This window comes from Candidatus Ruthia magnifica str. Cm (Calyptogena magnifica), assembly GCF_000015105.1.
Taxonomy (GTDB): Bacteria; Pseudomonadota; Gammaproteobacteria; order PS1; family Pseudothioglobaceae; genus Ruthia; species Ruthia magnifica.
Window position 1 is genome coordinate 1058310 of sequence record NC_008610.1, and the last position, 17520, is coordinate 1075829.

Below are 17520 nucleotides of genomic sequence, written 5' to 3' on the forward strand. Positions count from 1 at the left end.
TTTACTATTACTTGAACAGACTGTATTATACTCGTAGTTGGAGGGATGGCAGAGCGGCTGAATGCACCGGTCTTGAAAACCGGCAAGGGTTAATGCCCTTCTAGGGTTCAAATCCCTATCCCTCCACCATTAAAATCATAGGCCCTATACCACTCATCCAAATAACTGCGTTTACATTCGACGTAGGCTAATGTTTAGCTATATTAGTTTGATGTGGTATTAAGCTTATTTTCATAAAAATTGCCAATTTATTTCGAGCCAACAAAAAATCCACCTAGTTGAAACTTTTTATTAATAACTACGTTTACCACTTTTGGTGTGAAAAAATCCATCATTTTAAAGATACTGACTATCAAACTACCATAGTTGAATTTTACCTCTGAAGACTGTAGATAAATATCCTAACGAATCAAAACAAACACTATCAATAAAATAAAATTTCTCAAGTTTATACGTCACAAATCATTCAAAATGACAAAGAAGATAGAACTTAGCGCCACCCATATCTCTAAACTTTAAGACAACAAAATTTTAAACCATGATTTTATAGTACCTAATCACACTCAAAAAATCAGCAAAACGCTTTGCATTGTCAGTATGGGATCAGCACACCACATTCATTAAAACTAGTGGTAGTTGCTTTAACCCTAAACACCATAACAATCTCGATACACCTCAATGCGCTCAATTAACGCATGGTCATTGCCTTGCTTTAAATAATCAACCAAGTGCGATAAATTAATAATACTTAAAACTGAAAGCCCAAAATTCTGCTCAACTTCCTGAATAGTAGATTGTTCACCCTTGCCTTTTTCCTGACGGTCAACCGCTACAATCACACCCTTGGCAGTTGCACCATTTGCTTTAATAATACTCATCGCCTCGATAATAGCAGTACCTACCGTGATGACATCGTCAATAATTAAAATATTACCCTCAAGTTGGTGACCAACAATATCTCCGCCTTCGCCGTGTATTTTGACCTCTTTGCGATTAAAACTATAAGGCACGTTTTTACTAAAACCATCATTAAGTGCTATAGTAGTTGCAGTTACAAGTGGAATACCTTTGTAAGCTAGACCAAACAAAACATCAAAATCTAAGATGCTATTTTCAATCGCTGTCGCGTAAAATTTACCCAGTTGAGAAAGGTGTTGACCCGTATTAAATGCCCCAGTATTAAAAAAATAAGGGCTAACACGACCAGATTTTAAGGTGAATTCACCAAATTTAAGCGCACCACTGCCCAACATAAAATCTACAAAATCTTTTTGATACTGTTTCATGGGTTTTCCTATAAAATTATTTCGATGAAAAGAATTATAACGGCTAATGTTAACGGGATTCGTGCCGCTGAACAAAAAGGTTTTTTTGATTGGATCAAAATCCAAAATGCAGATGTGATTTGCTTGCAAGAAACCAAAGCACAAGAAAACCAATTGGATGAGCGATTTTATCCAAAAGAATACCATTGCTATTACCAATCTGCCAAGAAAAAAGGCTATTCTGGAACAGCAATCTTTACCAAACAAGTCCCCATTCAAGTCATTAAAAAAAGCCCATGGGAAAACATTAATTTTGAAGGGCGATTTATTCGAGCTGACTTCGAAGATTTGTCAGTTATTTCAATTTACATACATTCAGGTAGTGTCAAACAAAAACGTCAAGATTTAAAAATGGCGTTTTTAACTGAGCGATTTATGCCTTACTTACAAGAAATTAAGATAAGCGGACGCAAGGTAATTATTTGTGGTGATATGAATATTGTACATCAAGAAAGAGATATTAAAAACTGGAAAGCCAATCAGAAAAATTCAGGATGCTTACCAAAAGAACGTGCTTGGTTGGACGAGTTGTTTTTTGAAGTTGGTTTTATTGACAGCTTTCGTGAAGTCAATCAAGAAGAGAGGCAATATACTTGGTGGAGTAATCGTGGTCAAGCATGGGCGAATAATGTTGGCTGGCGTATTGATTATCAAATCCTCACACCGAATCTCAAAGACACTATTAAAAGTGTCAGCATTTATAAAGACGAGCGTTTTTCAGACCATGCGCCACTTATTATAAATTATAATTTATAAAGAAATTTATTCTACTGTCAATATTGATTGCTTTTAATGACTACGCCAATAATCATAATTCTACATTAAATACATAACTACCAATAGTTTAAACAAAGAAAATACAAAGTGATAAAAACAAGAGGCCTTGATTTAATAGCGACATTTGAACTCTTAATATTTCTAAAGACTGAGTTGCTCGGAGCAGTGGTAGTGTTAAATATTAATTGATTGGTTCAACATTGTTAAATTAGTAATTAAGTGATGTATTGTGGAGAGATTATGACGCATATTATTCCCATATCTTACAAGTTTGAATAGCAAAGCTCGATGATTACAGTTTATTTCATCAAGCTCGACACAAATAACTTGGTTAAAACCACTTAATGCTAACATTAATAGTTCTGTAACTGTATTAATTTTATGTGACATAAGAGTAAAAATCTACTACCTATAAGGTAGTAGATCTCATTTATCCATAAAAGGAGACAAGAGCTTATTAGCTTTAAAAAGTCTGTTCGATTCTCTTCAACCTACCATAAACAATTTCGTCCATATTTATTTTAGATACGAAAAACCGTTGTAATAACAATAAGTAGGAACTCGTTCATTATATTTAAAACTTGTGAATATACCGTGTATTATTTAACTGTCAAACGGTAAAATAACGTCGTGTTATTCATGAATAACTTTTTATAAAAATTTGTTATTTTATTTTTTTGGTAACAGTCCAACTAAATACTGTTTATTATTTTTGCTAATATTTTGACAAACCAAAGAAGAATTCAAATTTTTGTACGCTATTCTAGCATGTTAACACTTGAGTAAAAAACTGGGGGGTTGACTGAATTTTAGCACAAATTATGAGGTTGGATTTATCCAAAGATAAAATCAATTTAGATGCTTTGTTCGTCAAACAACAAAAAATTGATTTTGACAATGGTGATAGTTTACTGAAAATAGCAATTAATATGCCTGATATAAATTTTTTAGACATTGAAATATACGAGACAAGTATTAATAGGCTAATTAATAAAACACATAAATATCAATTAAGCAATCTTAAAATTATTCAAGTAGATGCGCATACAAAAGACAATAATTTTGATAGTTTTCAGCTGTTTTTATCTGGTCCATGGTATAAGAAAAAATACCATAAACTCCGACTAGTGCAAACTGCATTTTTAGATTTATTGTCAAAAACAATAATACATAATGGAAAAATCCATATAGCGACTGATTGGGTGCGTTATGTTACTACGATGATGAATGCCTTAAAAAATCACCTCCACTTTAAAAACACACAAAACGACCCTATCTATTCGCTAAGACCTGGACATCGACCCATTACTAAGTTTGAACGACGAAGCCATAGGCCGGGACACGACGTTTTGGATTTAATTTTTAAAAACGAGAAATAATATGGTTTTTACAATATTTGTAGTAATGACTTTGCTTGAAATTTATGTGCTTGCCTCAGTAGGTGATGCTATTGGTGGACTTTCAACAGTTTTATTAGTCATCATCACTGCGCTCATTGGATCTTTTTTATTAAAACAACAGGGCTGGTCAACAATGGCTAAAGCGCAAAATGCAATCGTAAATGGTCAACCGCCTGTCTTTGAAATGTTTGAGGGTGTGGTAATTTTGGCATCAGGTGTATTATTATTAACTCCTGGTTTTATTACTGATACGATTGGGCTTTTAGGTTTGTTACCTTTTTCAAGGACCTATTTTATTAATCAAATTTTGAAAAAAAATGCAAAAAAAATATTTAGTAAAAATCGTTCTGGTTTTTTTCAAAAAACCCAAAATACTCACCCTAAACAACATAATAAAGACAACACCATTGAGGGTGAATTTTGGGAAGACTAAACACTTTAGATGATTGGCTAAATTTTCAAAAAAATCTACATTTTAAGAAGATTGATTTAGGACTGGAACGTGTTACAAAAGTTTATCAAAAGCTTTTTCCAAAAGGTATTTCTTTTAAAGTAATCACGGTTGCTGGCACAAATGGTAAGGGCTCTACCGCTGCTTTTATTAATGGTATTTACCAACAATCAAACTTTAAAGTTGCCAAATTTAGCTCACCACATATTCTTAAATACAACGAACGTTTTGTAATTAATGACGCGCAAGCCACTGATGAGCAAATTTGCTCAGCATTTAATAAAATAGAGCAAATTAGAGGTAAAACCACACTCACTTATTTTGAATTTTCAACTTTAGCTGCACTAATTATTTTTGAACTAGAAAAAGTTAATATAGCTATATTAGAAGTGGGGCTAGGTGGTCGGCTAGACTCGGTTAATATTGTTGATAATGACGTGAGTATTATTACTAATATTGACATTGATCATGTGGATTATTTGGGTGATACTCGTGAATTAATTGGGTTTGAAAAAGCAGGCATCATGCGCAAAAATATACCTTGTATTTGTGCTGATATCAATCCACCCGCTTCAATTAGTCAATATGCTCATCAAATTAAGGCACAACTAGAATTCGTCAAACAAAGATACACAGGTAGTATTGGCTTAATTGGCAAGCACCAACAGCAAAATGCAGCCACTGCAATACTTACTGTGCAAAAATTGCATAAAACATTGCCAATTAGCACTATTGAAATTGAAACAGGCATTAAATGTACACAACTTGATGCTAGATTTCAAATAAAAATCATTAATAATAAAACCGTTATTTTTGATGTTGCGCATAATGCGGCTGCCGTTAAAGTATTATCAGCAGAACTAGCAAAGCAAAAATGTTCTACTATCGCCATATTTTCAGCCTTAGAAGATAAAAATATTGGTTTGATGATTAATAAAATTAGTGTGATTATTGATCAGTGGCTGTTAGTGCCACTTAATGTTAGTCGGGCAATAGGCATGAAAGCACTTAGCAACCAGTTTGATTTGACACAAAATATACGCGTTTGCGATAATATGCAAGATGCTATTAATCAAGGGCTTAATGACAATCAACATCAGCGTATTGTTATTTTTGGATCATTTCATGTTATTGCTGATGCATTGAAAATATTGACACCATTTAAAAAAAATGAAGAAGAATAAATCTTGTAAAATTATAATTAATTGCAAGCACCCATAGGAGGGATTTGATGAATGAGTTTTTTGCCGATATTTGGACTATAATTGAACACTTAGTTTGGTCCGACTGGATAGTCATTGCTATTTTAACAATATTCCTAGTATTAGGCTTTAAACGTGGCATGGCAAAAGAGCTCATCAATTTAGGATTTTTATTGTTGGCCATTTTAATTGCGTGGCTGTTTTACCAAACATTGGCCACAAAGCCACTCATCACTTGGCTAATATTATCACACCAATCTCATTTAGCCATCTCATTTGGAATAATTTTTATTGGTGTTGTGATCATCAAAAAAGTGATTTACAAATTAACACATTTGTCATCAACCATTGATAATCCTTGTATACTGAATAAGTTGTTTACGCTGATGGTTATTTTAGTGGCAATCGCAATGTTTAGTTGGTATTACTTAGAGGTTGTGTCTAGGCTGGATATTTTGGAAATACTGATTAGCAATGAATCTATTCGCATTGGCTTGTCATTTTCAATTGTATTTGCCTTTACCTTTGGTGTTTTAATTTTTATATCAAGTGTGCTAAATATTTCTATTGATGAAGCAAAACCTTGTTTCTTATCGCCTTTTTTTAAAAAAATACTTAAAATTTTGCAAGTAACCGACATTAAGCTTAATGCCAGAAATATCAATAGCACTCAAAACAATTTACTAGGCTCAATTGTGGGCTTAATCAAGGGTAGTTTGACAATTTTAATCATGATATTTGTATTACAAAGTATCAGCCTGGTTTCACAAAAATATTATTGGATTGAGGCTCATGGTGCTTTAAGAACCTTTCAAAATATAGCTTCAAACATTAAACCTAAGCTATCACAATACTTATTATTTATTGAAAACAATTAGGAAATAACTTATGTGTGGCATCGTTGGCATTTTATCTACCACTAAAAAAGATACAGCTGTTTATATTTATGATGCACTGACTATTTTACAGCATCGCGGTCAAGACGCAGCAGGTATTGTTACTTCTCATAAAGGGCGCTTTTATATGCGTAAGTCAAATGGTCTGGTTAGAAATGTCTTTAGAACTAAACATATGACGCAATTGTTAGGCGATATGGGCATTGGCCATGTCCGTTATCCTACCGCAGGTAGCTCATCCAATGCAGAAGCACAGCCTTTTTATGTTAATTCGCCATACGGCATTGCGTTTGCACATAACGGCAACTTAACCAACACTGAACAATTAGCTCAAGAACTATTTGAGCAAGACCTTCGTCATATCAACACCAACTCTGATTCAGAAATTTTGCTAAATGTATTTGCCAGTGAATTAACCAAATTACAAAAACAACGCATTAACGAAACTGATATTTTTAACTCTGTTAAACAAGTACACAAGCGTGTACGCGGTGCTTATGCAACTATTGGCATGATTCCTGGATATGGTATTTTTGGTTTTAGAGATCCTAATGGTATTCGCCCATTAATCCTTGGTAAACGCACCACTAAAGGCGGTACTAAATATATGCTAGCCTCTGAAAGCGTAGCGCTTAGTGCACTTGGTTATGAAATTATTCAAGATATCAAACCAGGTGAAACAGTCGTTATTGACAGGGCAGGCAATACATTTATTAAACAATGTGCGGAAAACCCCAAGCACTCACCTTGCATCTTTGAATTTGTTTATTTTGCCCGTCCAGATTCGGTCATTGATAATATTTCCGTGTACAAATCTCGTTTAAGAATGGGAGAAAGGTTAGCTATAAAAATTCGTAAAGAATGGGATATTAATGATATCGATGTCGTTATTCCTATTCCTGACACCTCTAGAGTAGCTGCTTTACAACTGGCACATAAATTAGACGTTAAATACAGTGAAGGCTTAATTAAAAATCGATATATTGCCCGTACTTTTATCATGCCAGGGCAAAAGCAGAGAAAAAAATCTGTGCGTCAAAAACTCAGCACAATTGAGCTTGAATTTAAAGGAAAAAATGTATTATTAGTTGATGATTCCATTGTACGTGGCACAACCAGTGAACAAATCGTACAAATGGCTCGCGATGCTGGCGCTAATAAAGTGTTTTTCGCCTCAGCCGCGCCTGCCGTGCGCCATCCAAATGTATATGGTATTGATATGGCTAGCAACAAAGAATTTATTGCTCACGATAGAGACACCAATCAAATCTGCAAAGCCATTGGTGTAGACAAACTAATTTATCAAGATTTAGATGATTTAATTTGGTGCGTACAACAAGGTAACAAAGAAATTACCACGTTTGATTGCTCTTGTTTTAATGGTCAATATGTAACCGATGATATTGATAAAAATTATCTTGAACATATTAAATTTTTACGAGGTAATCTTGAGAAAGAGGGAAATAACACCTTTGAAGCCTCTGAATTGATTGGTAATGACGTAGAGTAAACAGCATCTAAAAAATAACTTAATTATGAACAAAATTAAGCTAAAACTCATAAGAGTAAATAGTAAGAAAATATAAAAAAATGCACATGACTTAGATAAGTTAGTACTCTCTATGTTAGAGAGCGGATATTTTTAAGCAGAGCCTAATAGTTGTTATTCCCAAAGATAGTGAATTTTTTAAGATCAGCACAGTGAAAATAAAAATAGTGAACACATAGTTGTTGAAGGCAATAGAAAACCTTCTACAATTCAAGGAATATTAAATTAAAGTATGCCGTTACTGACACCTTTAGAAAAGATTCTAAAAAACTACCTGTTACTTTATCCGAAAAGAAATGATATTTTAGATTTTTTTAGAAGTGCATTATTCATTAGGTGTCAGAAAATAGAATATTTATGAGAGGGCTAAATTTATTGTATTTTTTAAGTATGATAAAAACCTATCTATTTATGAAATTCAAAAGTCTATTGGAGATAGAAGAAATTCAGTAAAACAAACTTATAGGTGTTACTGCTTAATAGAAATATTATAGGGTGATGATGAAAGTTTCAAAAAGATTTTCTTTTTTACAGTAACTGGATAAGAGTTAATTAAAAAATTTAGGATTAAAAAGCTGTAAAAATGTTGAAAAACTAATTCCAAAGGGCTAAGATTTTAATATTTTAAAAGAAACTTTAAATGTTGATAATACTTATGACATGATAGGTAGAGAGTTAATAGGTATTAATAAATTATCCAATCTAATGGACATAAGCAGTATTATTACTTCCGATGAAGGTAAAAAATTAAAAAATATTGTTAACGATATTAATAGTAAATTTGGAAACTAATAATGAATTTTAATATAGAATAAGAGTAAGACTTACTTGATAACTCATATATTTCTAAACATAAATTACGCAGTAAATTAACAATAAAAACTGCGACATTAAAAAAATACTTAATTTTTTTGGATACAGTATTTGTTTTTTGATGACACAATTCAAAAAATTGAATTAAAGTAAGGATGCCTATTGTGTTTATCCATTATGAGGGAAATGATGAGCATAAAAAATAGTTACTTTTCTGAAAAAATTGTCGCTAAAGCTCTATTTTTTTTATTTTGTAATAACCCAGAGTATGAGTTTTGTGATTAGTCTAGAAATAACCCATTCTCCATAGAAACATTGACAAGTAAAATGGGTGAAGTTTTTCATAGAAAATTGAAAAATGATAGTAGCATACAAGAAAGAGATGGGTACTGTTATTTTGTATTTTAGAAAAAAATTGATGATAAGCCAGGAAGCTTAATCGTATTGACACAATGTAAATTTAAAAGATAATGAGTAAAGGTAAGGTGGTATAATTCAGATTATGGACGATATAATTATTGAGTCTTTATTAATCCAACTGTAACATACACAATAACTGATTTATTAACAAAAGAACAGACAAAATTAAAGGTGTTATGTTCAATAGAGTAAGAATAATAAAACCTCTTACAAGCTTTAATAGTAAAAAATTCAAAAACTTCAATGAAGTTCATAGATTTATTTGCAGAACTTAGCGGTTTTCATATGGTTTTAGAAAATCTAAGACACAAATGGTATGTTTACAAGTAAAATTAAACTGAATTTACAAAAACTTTATGAAAAAACTGACATTCATAAAAAACATACCAAAGCACGATATTTTATGCTGATTTTTTGTTGCCAACCTTTTTCTAAAGCAGGTAATCAACAAGGTTTAAATGATAAAAAATAGAAACTTATTCAAATATATTATTGAAATGTTAGAAACATTATTAGTCATGATAATAAGGAAACAATTAACACATAAAAAATAAATTAATAGAATTGAAGTGTACAATTGATAAAAATATACATCCCCATAACTATACAAAAATTTAACAATACAGAAAAATATTGTTTATTATAAATTCTAAATTTGGACTAGCTAATTTCAATTAATCTTAAAAAAATTAAAGTTATTGAATTATAGAAAGAATTTCTACATATGCCAATTTAGAGCATGGAGCTCGGTGTAACCTATCCATTTTAAAAAGAACATTTTATACAACAATAAATTTAAAGGTGGTTTTGATAGAATTCTTAAAAAGAAAGACGAATAATTAAAATTATTACTAAGGCATGCAAGAAAAAGAAATAGAATTTACAAATTGAAAAAGAAATACATAAAAAATAATAGGCAGTTTTACAAAAAACATAATAAAATTTTAAAATAAATTACCAAAGTAGTAATATCTTTTTTTTCATAAAAAGTTTTCAAAAATTTGAATGGAATAAAAAATGGTAGAAATATTAATCAGAATTTAATATAATTTAGAAAGTCTAGGCATAATAGTGAAAAACAAATTTTTCCCTTCATTTATAACTGTTGGAACGCAAATTTCCATCATAGGTTAAGATATGCGTTATCTAATAAGGGAAGAAAGAGTAAAATTATATTTTTTATATAAAAAATATAATTTTACCGCAAGATTTAGCAACTTGTTTTTCAACATTGGATAAGTACGGTAGATGTTGTTAGAATCATCACAAAAAAATTTCTAAAATAAATGAACACAAAATTCAATACCAAAGCCATACGCACAGGGTACCGAACCACCACTGAACAGGAGCATTCTGAAGCAATATTTTTAACCTCTAGTTTTGTTTTTGATTCAGCTGAACAGGCAGCCAACTGCTTTTCTAAAAATGAGCCTGGAAATGTATATTCACGTTTTACAAACCCTACAGTAGACGCTTTTGAAAAAAAATTAGCCGCACTTGAAGGTGCACAAGCATGTGTTGCAACTTCATCTGGCATGGCAGCAATCTTTGCCACCATCATGGCGCTGCTTAAATCAGGTGATCATATTGTTGCTTCTCGTAATATGTTTGGCACCTCAATTGTGTTACTAAACACCATTATTACTAAATTTAATATTGATATTAATTTTGTAGATTTATCTGATTTGTCAGCATGGGAAGATTCAGTAAAAAACAACACAAAACTTTTTTTACTTGAAACACCATCTAATCCACTGGGTGAGGTTGTAGATATTGCTATGCTTAGTAAAATATCAAAAGCCAATCATATTCTTTTGACGGTTGACAATACAATTTTAAGCCCTGCGCTACAAAATCCTATTGCCTTAGGCGCTGATATTGTGATTCACTCAGCCACTAAATATATTGATGGTCAAGGCAGATGCCTAGCGGGCGCCGTAGTCGGAAATGTTAATATTATTGAACAAGTTCGTGGATTTGTGCGCACTACAGGCCCGAGTTTAAGTGCTTTTAACGCCTGGATTATGCTTAAAGGGCTAGACACCCTAAGTCTTAGAATGAGAGCGCACTCAGACAATGCACTTAAACTTGCCTTCTGGCTTGAAGCCCAAGATCAGATAGAAAAAGTCTATTATTTAGGTTTACCTTCGCACCATGATTACAACTTAGTCAAATCCCAACAATCTGGTTTTGGTGGTATTGTATCGTTTGAAATTAAAGGTGGGAAAAAGTCAGCCTTTAAAATAATCAACGCCACCAACATACTTTCCATTACTGCTAATTTAGGTGATACGAAATCTACAATCACCCATCCAGCAACCACAACACACGGACGCTTAACCGATGAAGAAAGACTTGATGCTCATATAACTGATGGATTAATCAGAATATCCGTTGGTCTAGAAGACATTAAAGACATCATTACTGACATTAAGCAGACAGTGGTATAATCTAGGAAAAATTTTTACATAAAACACAATGCAAAATTCTTTTTCCTATGATGAATTAATTAAATGTGGCAATGGTAAATTATTTGGGCCAGGCAACGCTCAACTGCCAAAGCCACCAATGTTGATGTTTGATCGCATTAGCCATATCTCTAGTAAGGGTGGCGAATATGGCAAAGGTGGGGTTATTGCCGAATTAGACATTAACCCTTATTTATGGTTTTTTGAATGTCACTTTAATGAAGATCCAGTTATGCCTGGCTGTTTAGGGTTAGATGCTATGTGGCAATTAATTGGCTTTTATCTAGGCTGGTTAGGTGGTCGTGGCCGTGGTCGTGCGCTTGGCGCTGGCAATATTAAATTTGTCGGTCAAGTATTGCCCAGTGCAAAGAAAATCACCTATAAAATTGACTTATCACGCGTTATTGCACGCAAATTGTACATGGGTGTTGCTGATGCAACCATGGAAGTGGATGGAAAAATCACTTACGAAGCCACCAACCTTAAGGTTGGATTATTCGCAGATACTAGAAAAATGTAATGAACAGAGTTGTTGTCACAGGAATGGGAATTATTTCTAGTTTGGGTGCAAACTGCATGGAGGTTTTAACCTCTTTAAAAACGGCAAAATCAGGCATTAAATTTGATGAAAACCAAGCGCAAATGGGGCTTCGTTCACACGTCTCTGGCGCCATTGCTGAATTAGATTCTAGTGAAGTTATTGACAGAAAAATGAAACGCTTCATGGCTGATGCTGCCATTTATAATGCAGTTGCCCTGGATGAAGCAATTAAACAATCAGGATTAACACCTGAACAAACATCAAATGAACGTACTGGACTTATCATGGGTTCTGGTGGCGCTAGCAACCAAAATGTAGTAGAAGCAGCCGACATCTTAAGGAAAAAAGGCATTAAACGAGTCGGCCCTTATCGCGTACCACGCACGATGGGCTCTACAACTTCAGCTTGTCTTTCAACCCTGTTCAAAATTAAGGGCATTAATTATTCAATTAGCTCTGCATGCTCAACCTCTACACACTGTATTGGCAATGCTATGGAACAAATTCAAATGGGCAAACAAGATGTGATGTTTGCTGGTGGTGGTGAAGAGCTAAACTGGTCGCTCACCATGTTATTTGATGCAATGGGCGCTTTATCTTCTAAATACAACCAAACCCCTTCAAGCGCTTCTCGTGCCTTTGATACGAATCGTGATGGTTTTGTTATTTCTGGTGGTGGTGGTGCGTTAGTACTTGAATCATTAGAATATGCACAAGCTAGAGGTGCAATCATTCTTGCAGAACTCACAGGCTATGGCGCATCGTCTGATGGCTATGATATGGTTGCACCGTCAGGTCAAGGTGCTAAACGTTGTATGCAACTTGCCATTTCAACCGTTAAGGGTCCGATTGATTATATCAATGCACACGGCACTTCTACTCCTGTGGGTGATATTAAAGAATTAAGCGCCATTAAAGCAGTGTTTGGCAATAACATACCAAATGTAAGCTCAACCAAATCCCTTTCCGGACATGCATTGGGTGCAGCAGGAGTGAATGAGTCAATTTACTCATTACTAATGCTACAAAATGATTTCATGACAGAATCTATTAATATTAAAAATCTTGATAAAGCGGCTGAAGGTGTACCAATTGTACGAACAACAACCAAACAATCACTCAAGAGAGTCATGTCTAATAGCTTTGGCTTTGGCGGTACAAATGCTTGCCTAGTCTTTGAAAAATTCAAGCAATAAACGAAAAAACTTCTTAACAAACATTCAAATATTACTTAACTATGGTCGTGAGTTAAGTGCTTTCTTTTCTTTTTCAGATGGCAATAAATCTTCCTTAGTAATGCCTAATGCAAGAATTATTGAACTGGCGACATAAATAGAAGAATAAGTGCCCACCACCACGCCAATTAGTAATACTAAAGCAAAATTATGGATAATTTCACCACCTAAAAAGAACAGCGCTAACAATACCAATAAGGTAGTTAAAGAGGTCATTATTGTTCTAGATAATGTTTGATTAAGTGCATCATTAATAATCTTAGGAGAATCAACATAACGTGTTGATAAGAAATTTTCACGAATTCGGTCAAACACTACAATAGTATCATTTAAAGAATAGCCAATGACAGCTAATATAGCAGCCAACACCGTTAAATCAAACTCAATTTGAAATAATGAGAAAAAACCTAGGATAATAATAACATCATGAATAAGGGTAGCAATTGAGCCTAATGAAAAACGATATTCAAAACGTATTGTCACATAAATCAAAATACCAATCAACGCATATAGCATTGCTAAACCACCATCATTAGTGAGTTCATCGCCCACTTTAGGGCCTACAAATTCGATTCGACGAATATTAACATCATCGCCTAATAAATGGATGATTTTTGAACTTAGTTTAGCACTAGAAATTGATTGTGGCTCTAGGTGAATTAAAACCTCATTAATTGAACCAAAATATTGGACATTGGCTCCTTTAAAATTTGCCTTAGCCAGCATGGCTCTAATCTCAGATAAATCAACATCTTGTTGATAGCCTACTTCAATTAAAGTACCGCCAGTAAAATCAATACCTAGCTTAAATCCGTTCATGGTCAATGAAACAATACTAGCAGTAACCAATAACACCGAAAATATAACGGCATAAGTGCGCTTACCAATAAAGTCAATCGTTGGAATGTTTAGTGCTTTTAAGCTCATATTGAAATCTCCTCTAACTTTTTACCACCGTATATTTTATTAATGATTGCACGTGAGACAATAATGGCTGTAAACATGGAAGTAACAATACCAATTGACAAGGTAATCGCAAAGCCTTTAATTGGCCCGGTACCAAAACTAAATAAAACTAATGCTGCAATTAATGTTGTAATATTAGCATCTGCAATGGTCAGTAACGCTTTATCATAGCCGTTTGAAATGGCTTTTTGAATTTTGCTATTTACGCACAATTCTTCTTTAATACGCTCAAAAATTAATACATTGGCATCTACCGCCATACCTACTGTGAGTACAATACCTGCAATACCTGGCAATGTCAGTGTGGCTTGTAATAAAGACAAAACAGACACAATCATCACCAAATTAAATGTCAAAGCCACATTGGCCACAATTCCAAATATACGGTAACGTATAGCCATAAATAACAAAACCAAAACAAACCCAACCAATACTGATGTCATGCCTTTAGTAATATTATCCGCACCAAGACTTGGGCCAATGGTGCGTTCCTCAATAATTTCAATTGGTGCCGAGAGTGAGCCTGCCCTTAATAATAACGCTAAATTACGAGCTTCCCGAGCACTGTCAATCCCTGTAATTTGAAATCGTGATGAAAACGCACTCTGAATTGTGGCAGCATTAATAATATCTCTAGTGGTGGTATGTTTCTTAATGGTTTTTCCATTTTTAATTATGGTTTCAACCTTATTTTCAATAAAGACAACTGCCATACGATGATGTAAGTATTTTTTAGTTGTGTTAAGCATTGCTCTACCACCAATACTATCAAGTGTGATATTCACCATTGGAATGTTATTTTCTTGATCAATACTAGACGCCGCACCCGTAATATTCTCACCCGTTGTGATAACGCGATCCTTTAACAATAAAGGGCTGCCATCTTTAAAATAATAGAGTTTTGAACCAATTGGCACACGTCCCGATTGGATGGCAATTTGTGGGTCATTTTTTTCATCAACCAGTCTAAATTCTAAAGTTGCCACCGTACCTAAAATCTCTTTTGCTCTGGCTGTATCTTGTACACCTGGCAGTTGGACCATAATACGCTCTGAGCTTTGTTGAATAATTGGTTCTGTCACGCCTAACTCATTAACTCGATTACGCAATGTTGTAATATTTTGTTTAAGTGCACTTTTTTTAGCTTGTCTTTGTGCACTTTCGCTAATACCTATATTTAACGATAATTCATCCGAATTATTATCAAGCATCACTAAATCACCCAATTCTAATTTAATTAACTGAGCTGCTTTGTCTTTTAATTCAGCGTGTTTAAAACGAATAACAATACTACCATTTTCTTGCTTGATACTCTTGTATAGTCTATCCTTACGCAATAAAACACGAAGCTCATTATATACTTTGTTCATTAAAGCTGAAATTACCGTCTCCATATCAACTTCTAATAAGAAATACACACCGCCCCTAAGGTCCAAACCAAGCGACATGGCTTTACCGCCAAGGATTGTCAGCCAAACTGGCACAGAAGGCGCTAAATTTAACGCCACCACGTAACGACGGCCTAATGCCTGCTTAAGCACGTCTTTAGCTAAAAGCTGTTGTGTATTATCCTTAAACCGCACCAAAATTCTTTGATTGGTTAATTCAACAGATTTAAACTCAATTTGTTGAGCTTTTAATACATTTTTAATTTTATTCAAATCTTGGTCAACAATCAAAGTATTTCCTACACTTGATACTTGAACTGCTAAATCAGAGCCGAATATATTTGGCAACGCGTACAACATTGAAAGCAATAAAACAAATATAATCAATGCATTCTTAAGCCTTGAGTAATGATTCATAATGGTTATCTTTTAATTAAATTTTAGCACTGCCTTTTGGCATTTTTTGGTTAATACCTTGCTTTTGCAGCTTAACCACAATACCATCAGCAATTTCCAATATTGCAAAAGATTCATCCACAGAAATAACTTTACCAATCACACCACCATTAGTAACAACTTCATCGCCCTTTTTTAATGTTAGTAATAACGTTTTATGTTCCTTGGCGCGTTTTTGTTGTGGTCTGATGAGTAAAAAATACATCAACACAAACATAACTAATAAAAACGGCAATCCACCCCATGGATCTGAAATACTACCCTCTGATACTGAACCTTCTGCAAATACAGGTGCAATGATTAAATCTAGTAAATTCATTTTATTTCCTTATGTAAAAAATTAATTAATAACTTTTAGACTACCCATGTAGCTTTGTAAAACAAAGGGTATTTTAATACTTCTATCGGCTTGTTGATGGTTTTCTAATACGGCCACTAACGTTCTACCAACCGCCAAACCTGAACCGTTCAATGTATGTAATAATTCTGGCTTATTAGTTTCTTCATTCTTATATCTCAATTGTAAACGTCGTGCCTGAAAATTCTCAAAACAAGAACAAGAAGAAATTTCACGATAAGCATTTTGCCCAGGTAACCACACTTCTAAATCATAGGTTTTAGCGGCAGAAAAACCAAGATCCCCTGTACATAAATTGACCTTTCTATAAGGTAATTCTAATGCTTGCAAGATGCCTTCAGCGTGCGCAGTTAATTCCTCTAAAGCTTGATACGAGTCTTGCGCTTTAACCACTTGCACCAACTCAACTTTTTCAAATTGATGTTGACGAATAAGGCCACGAGTATCACGTCCATAACTACCTGCCTCTGATCTAAAACTAGGTGTATGCGCCACAAACTTAAGCGGTAAATCGCTCTCTTTGACAATCATATTACGCATCATATTAGTTACAGGCACTTCAGCGCTTGGAATCAAATACAATGTCTTGGCTTCTCCCTGCTCTCCATGCAGGTACGTTTTAAATAAATCAGCTTCAAACTTTGGTAACTGGCCCGTACCAATTAAAGATTCTGCATTTACTAAATAAGGCACATAAGCCTCGGTATAACCATTTACTTCGCTATGTCGATCCAACATAAATTGTGTCAATGCACGATGTAGACGTGCAATTTTCCCAGTCATGACAGAAAATCTAGTACCAGAGATCTTAACTGATGTCTCAAAATCTAACCCATACATTTCACCCAAATCAACATGATCTTTTACATCAAAATCATACTGACCTGGTTCCCCCCATTTTGACACTTCAACGTTATCCTCTTCACTCTTACCCCAAGGTACAGAATAATGAGGAATATTTGGCATCAATAAAACAATCGCATCAATATCAGACTGAATTACTTGCAAATTTGATTTTACTAAATTTAGCTTATCACTTAAATCTGCAATATTCTTCAATAAAGGTTTGACATCTTCTCCAGAAACTTTGGCTTTGCCAATCGCCTTAGACTGTATATTACGTACATTTTGCAGGTTTTGAGTTTCGATTTGATTTTTTTTTCTATTATTTTCTAATTCAATTAATTGGTTAACATCAAAATAAAAGTGTCTCTTTTTTAGGGCATCAGCAACAGCCTTTATGTTTAATCTTAATTGCTTTTTACTTAACATTGT

General features: G+C 33.7%; 15 protein-coding genes and 1 tRNA gene. 11 read left to right on the forward strand and 5 right to left on the reverse strand.

Annotated features, from left to right (window positions below):
- The first annotated feature begins 39 nt into the window (after window positions 1–39).
- Window positions 40–129 (forward strand) — tRNA-Ser (locus tag RMAG_RS04935).
- Window positions 130–647: 518 nt separating this feature from the next.
- Here the strand turns inward: RMAG_RS04935 and pyrE are convergent.
- Entirely contained in the window at window positions 648–1286 is a 639-nt protein-coding gene (gene pyrE, locus RMAG_RS04940) for an orotate phosphoribosyltransferase (RefSeq protein ID WP_011738326.1), read from the reverse strand.
- Window positions 1287–1310: 24 nt separating this feature from the next.
- Here pyrE and RMAG_RS04945 point away from each other — a divergent pair, with 24 nt between their 5' ends.
- The 10 genes from RMAG_RS04945 to fabB all read left to right on the forward strand — a co-directional run bounded on the left by RMAG_RS04945 (window position 1311) and on the right by fabB (window position 13038).
- The gene (locus RMAG_RS04945) at window positions 1311–2081 is read left to right on the forward strand and encodes an exodeoxyribonuclease III (protein ID WP_011738327.1); all 771 of its coding nucleotides are present in this window, start codon (window positions 1311–1313) and stop codon (window positions 2079–2081) included.
- 842 nt (window positions 2082–2923) lie between these two features.
- Complete coding sequence (gene trmB, locus RMAG_RS04950; protein WP_011738328.1) at window positions 2924–3481, forward strand: tRNA (guanine(46)-N(7))-methyltransferase TrmB; 558 nt, start codon at window positions 2924–2926, stop codon at window positions 3479–3481.
- A 1-nt stretch (window position 3482) separates the two neighbouring features.
- Entirely contained in the window at window positions 3483–3935 is a 453-nt protein-coding gene (locus tag RMAG_RS04955) for an FxsA family protein (protein WP_011738329.1), read from the forward strand.
- Complete coding sequence (locus RMAG_RS04960; RefSeq protein ID WP_011738330.1) at window positions 3923–5137, forward strand: bifunctional folylpolyglutamate synthase/dihydrofolate synthase; 1215 nt, start codon at window positions 3923–3925, stop codon at window positions 5135–5137. Before RMAG_RS04955 ends, RMAG_RS04960 begins: the two co-directional genes overlap by 13 nt.
- A gap of 47 nt (window positions 5138–5184) precedes the next feature.
- Window positions 5185–6033, forward strand: coding sequence for a CvpA family protein (locus RMAG_RS04965; RefSeq protein ID WP_011738331.1), 849 nt, complete (start codon window positions 5185–5187; stop codon window positions 6031–6033).
- A gap of 10 nt (window positions 6034–6043) precedes the next feature.
- The gene (gene purF / locus RMAG_RS04970; RefSeq protein WP_011738332.1) at window positions 6044–7561 is read left to right on the forward strand and encodes an amidophosphoribosyltransferase; all 1518 of its coding nucleotides are present in this window, start codon (window positions 6044–6046) and stop codon (window positions 7559–7561) included.
- A 1588-nt stretch (window positions 7562–9149) separates the two neighbouring features.
- The gene (locus tag RMAG_RS05910) at window positions 9150–9305 is read left to right on the forward strand and encodes a hypothetical protein (protein ID WP_157834487.1); all 156 of its coding nucleotides are present in this window, start codon (window positions 9150–9152) and stop codon (window positions 9303–9305) included.
- Between the two features lie 814 nt (window positions 9306–10119).
- A complete protein-coding gene (locus RMAG_RS04975) occupies window positions 10120–11283 on the forward strand; it encodes an O-succinylhomoserine sulfhydrylase (RefSeq protein ID WP_011738333.1) in 1164 nt (387 codons plus the stop codon).
- A 28-nt stretch (window positions 11284–11311) separates the two neighbouring features.
- Window positions 11312–11821, forward strand: coding sequence for a bifunctional 3-hydroxydecanoyl-ACP dehydratase/trans-2-decenoyl-ACP isomerase (fabA, locus tag RMAG_RS04980; RefSeq protein WP_011738334.1), 510 nt, complete (start codon window positions 11312–11314; stop codon window positions 11819–11821).
- Entirely contained in the window at window positions 11821–13038 is a 1218-nt protein-coding gene (fabB, locus tag RMAG_RS04985) for a beta-ketoacyl-ACP synthase I (protein ID WP_011738335.1), read from the forward strand. The genes fabA and fabB overlap by 1 nt, the downstream gene beginning before the upstream one ends.
- A 39-nt stretch (window positions 13039–13077) precedes the next feature.
- On the opposite strand, the gene secF is transcribed toward fabB, so the two are convergent.
- From secF to serS, 4 genes are read right to left on the reverse strand one after another with little or no spacing between them, the layout of a single operon-like run.
- Window positions 13078–14004: a protein translocase subunit SecF gene (gene secF, locus RMAG_RS04990; protein WP_011738336.1), complete on the reverse strand. Its 927-nt coding sequence runs from the start codon at window positions 14002–14004 to the stop codon at window positions 13078–13080.
- Window positions 14001–15848 carry a protein translocase subunit SecD gene (secD, locus tag RMAG_RS04995; protein ID WP_011738337.1) on the reverse strand — a complete coding sequence of 616 codons (1848 nt, stop codon included), beginning with the start codon at window positions 15846–15848 and terminating at the stop codon, window positions 14001–14003. The genes secF and secD overlap by 4 nt, the downstream gene beginning before the upstream one ends.
- 16 nt (window positions 15849–15864) lie before the next feature.
- Window positions 15865–16206, reverse strand: coding sequence for a preprotein translocase subunit YajC (gene yajC / locus RMAG_RS05000; RefSeq protein WP_011738338.1), 342 nt, complete (start codon window positions 16204–16206; stop codon window positions 15865–15867).
- Window positions 16207–16227: 21 nt separating this feature from the next.
- A complete protein-coding gene (gene serS / locus RMAG_RS05005) occupies window positions 16228–17517 on the reverse strand; it encodes a serine--tRNA ligase (RefSeq protein WP_011738339.1) in 1290 nt (429 codons plus the stop codon).
- Between the last annotated feature and the right edge of the window lie 3 nt (window positions 17518–17520).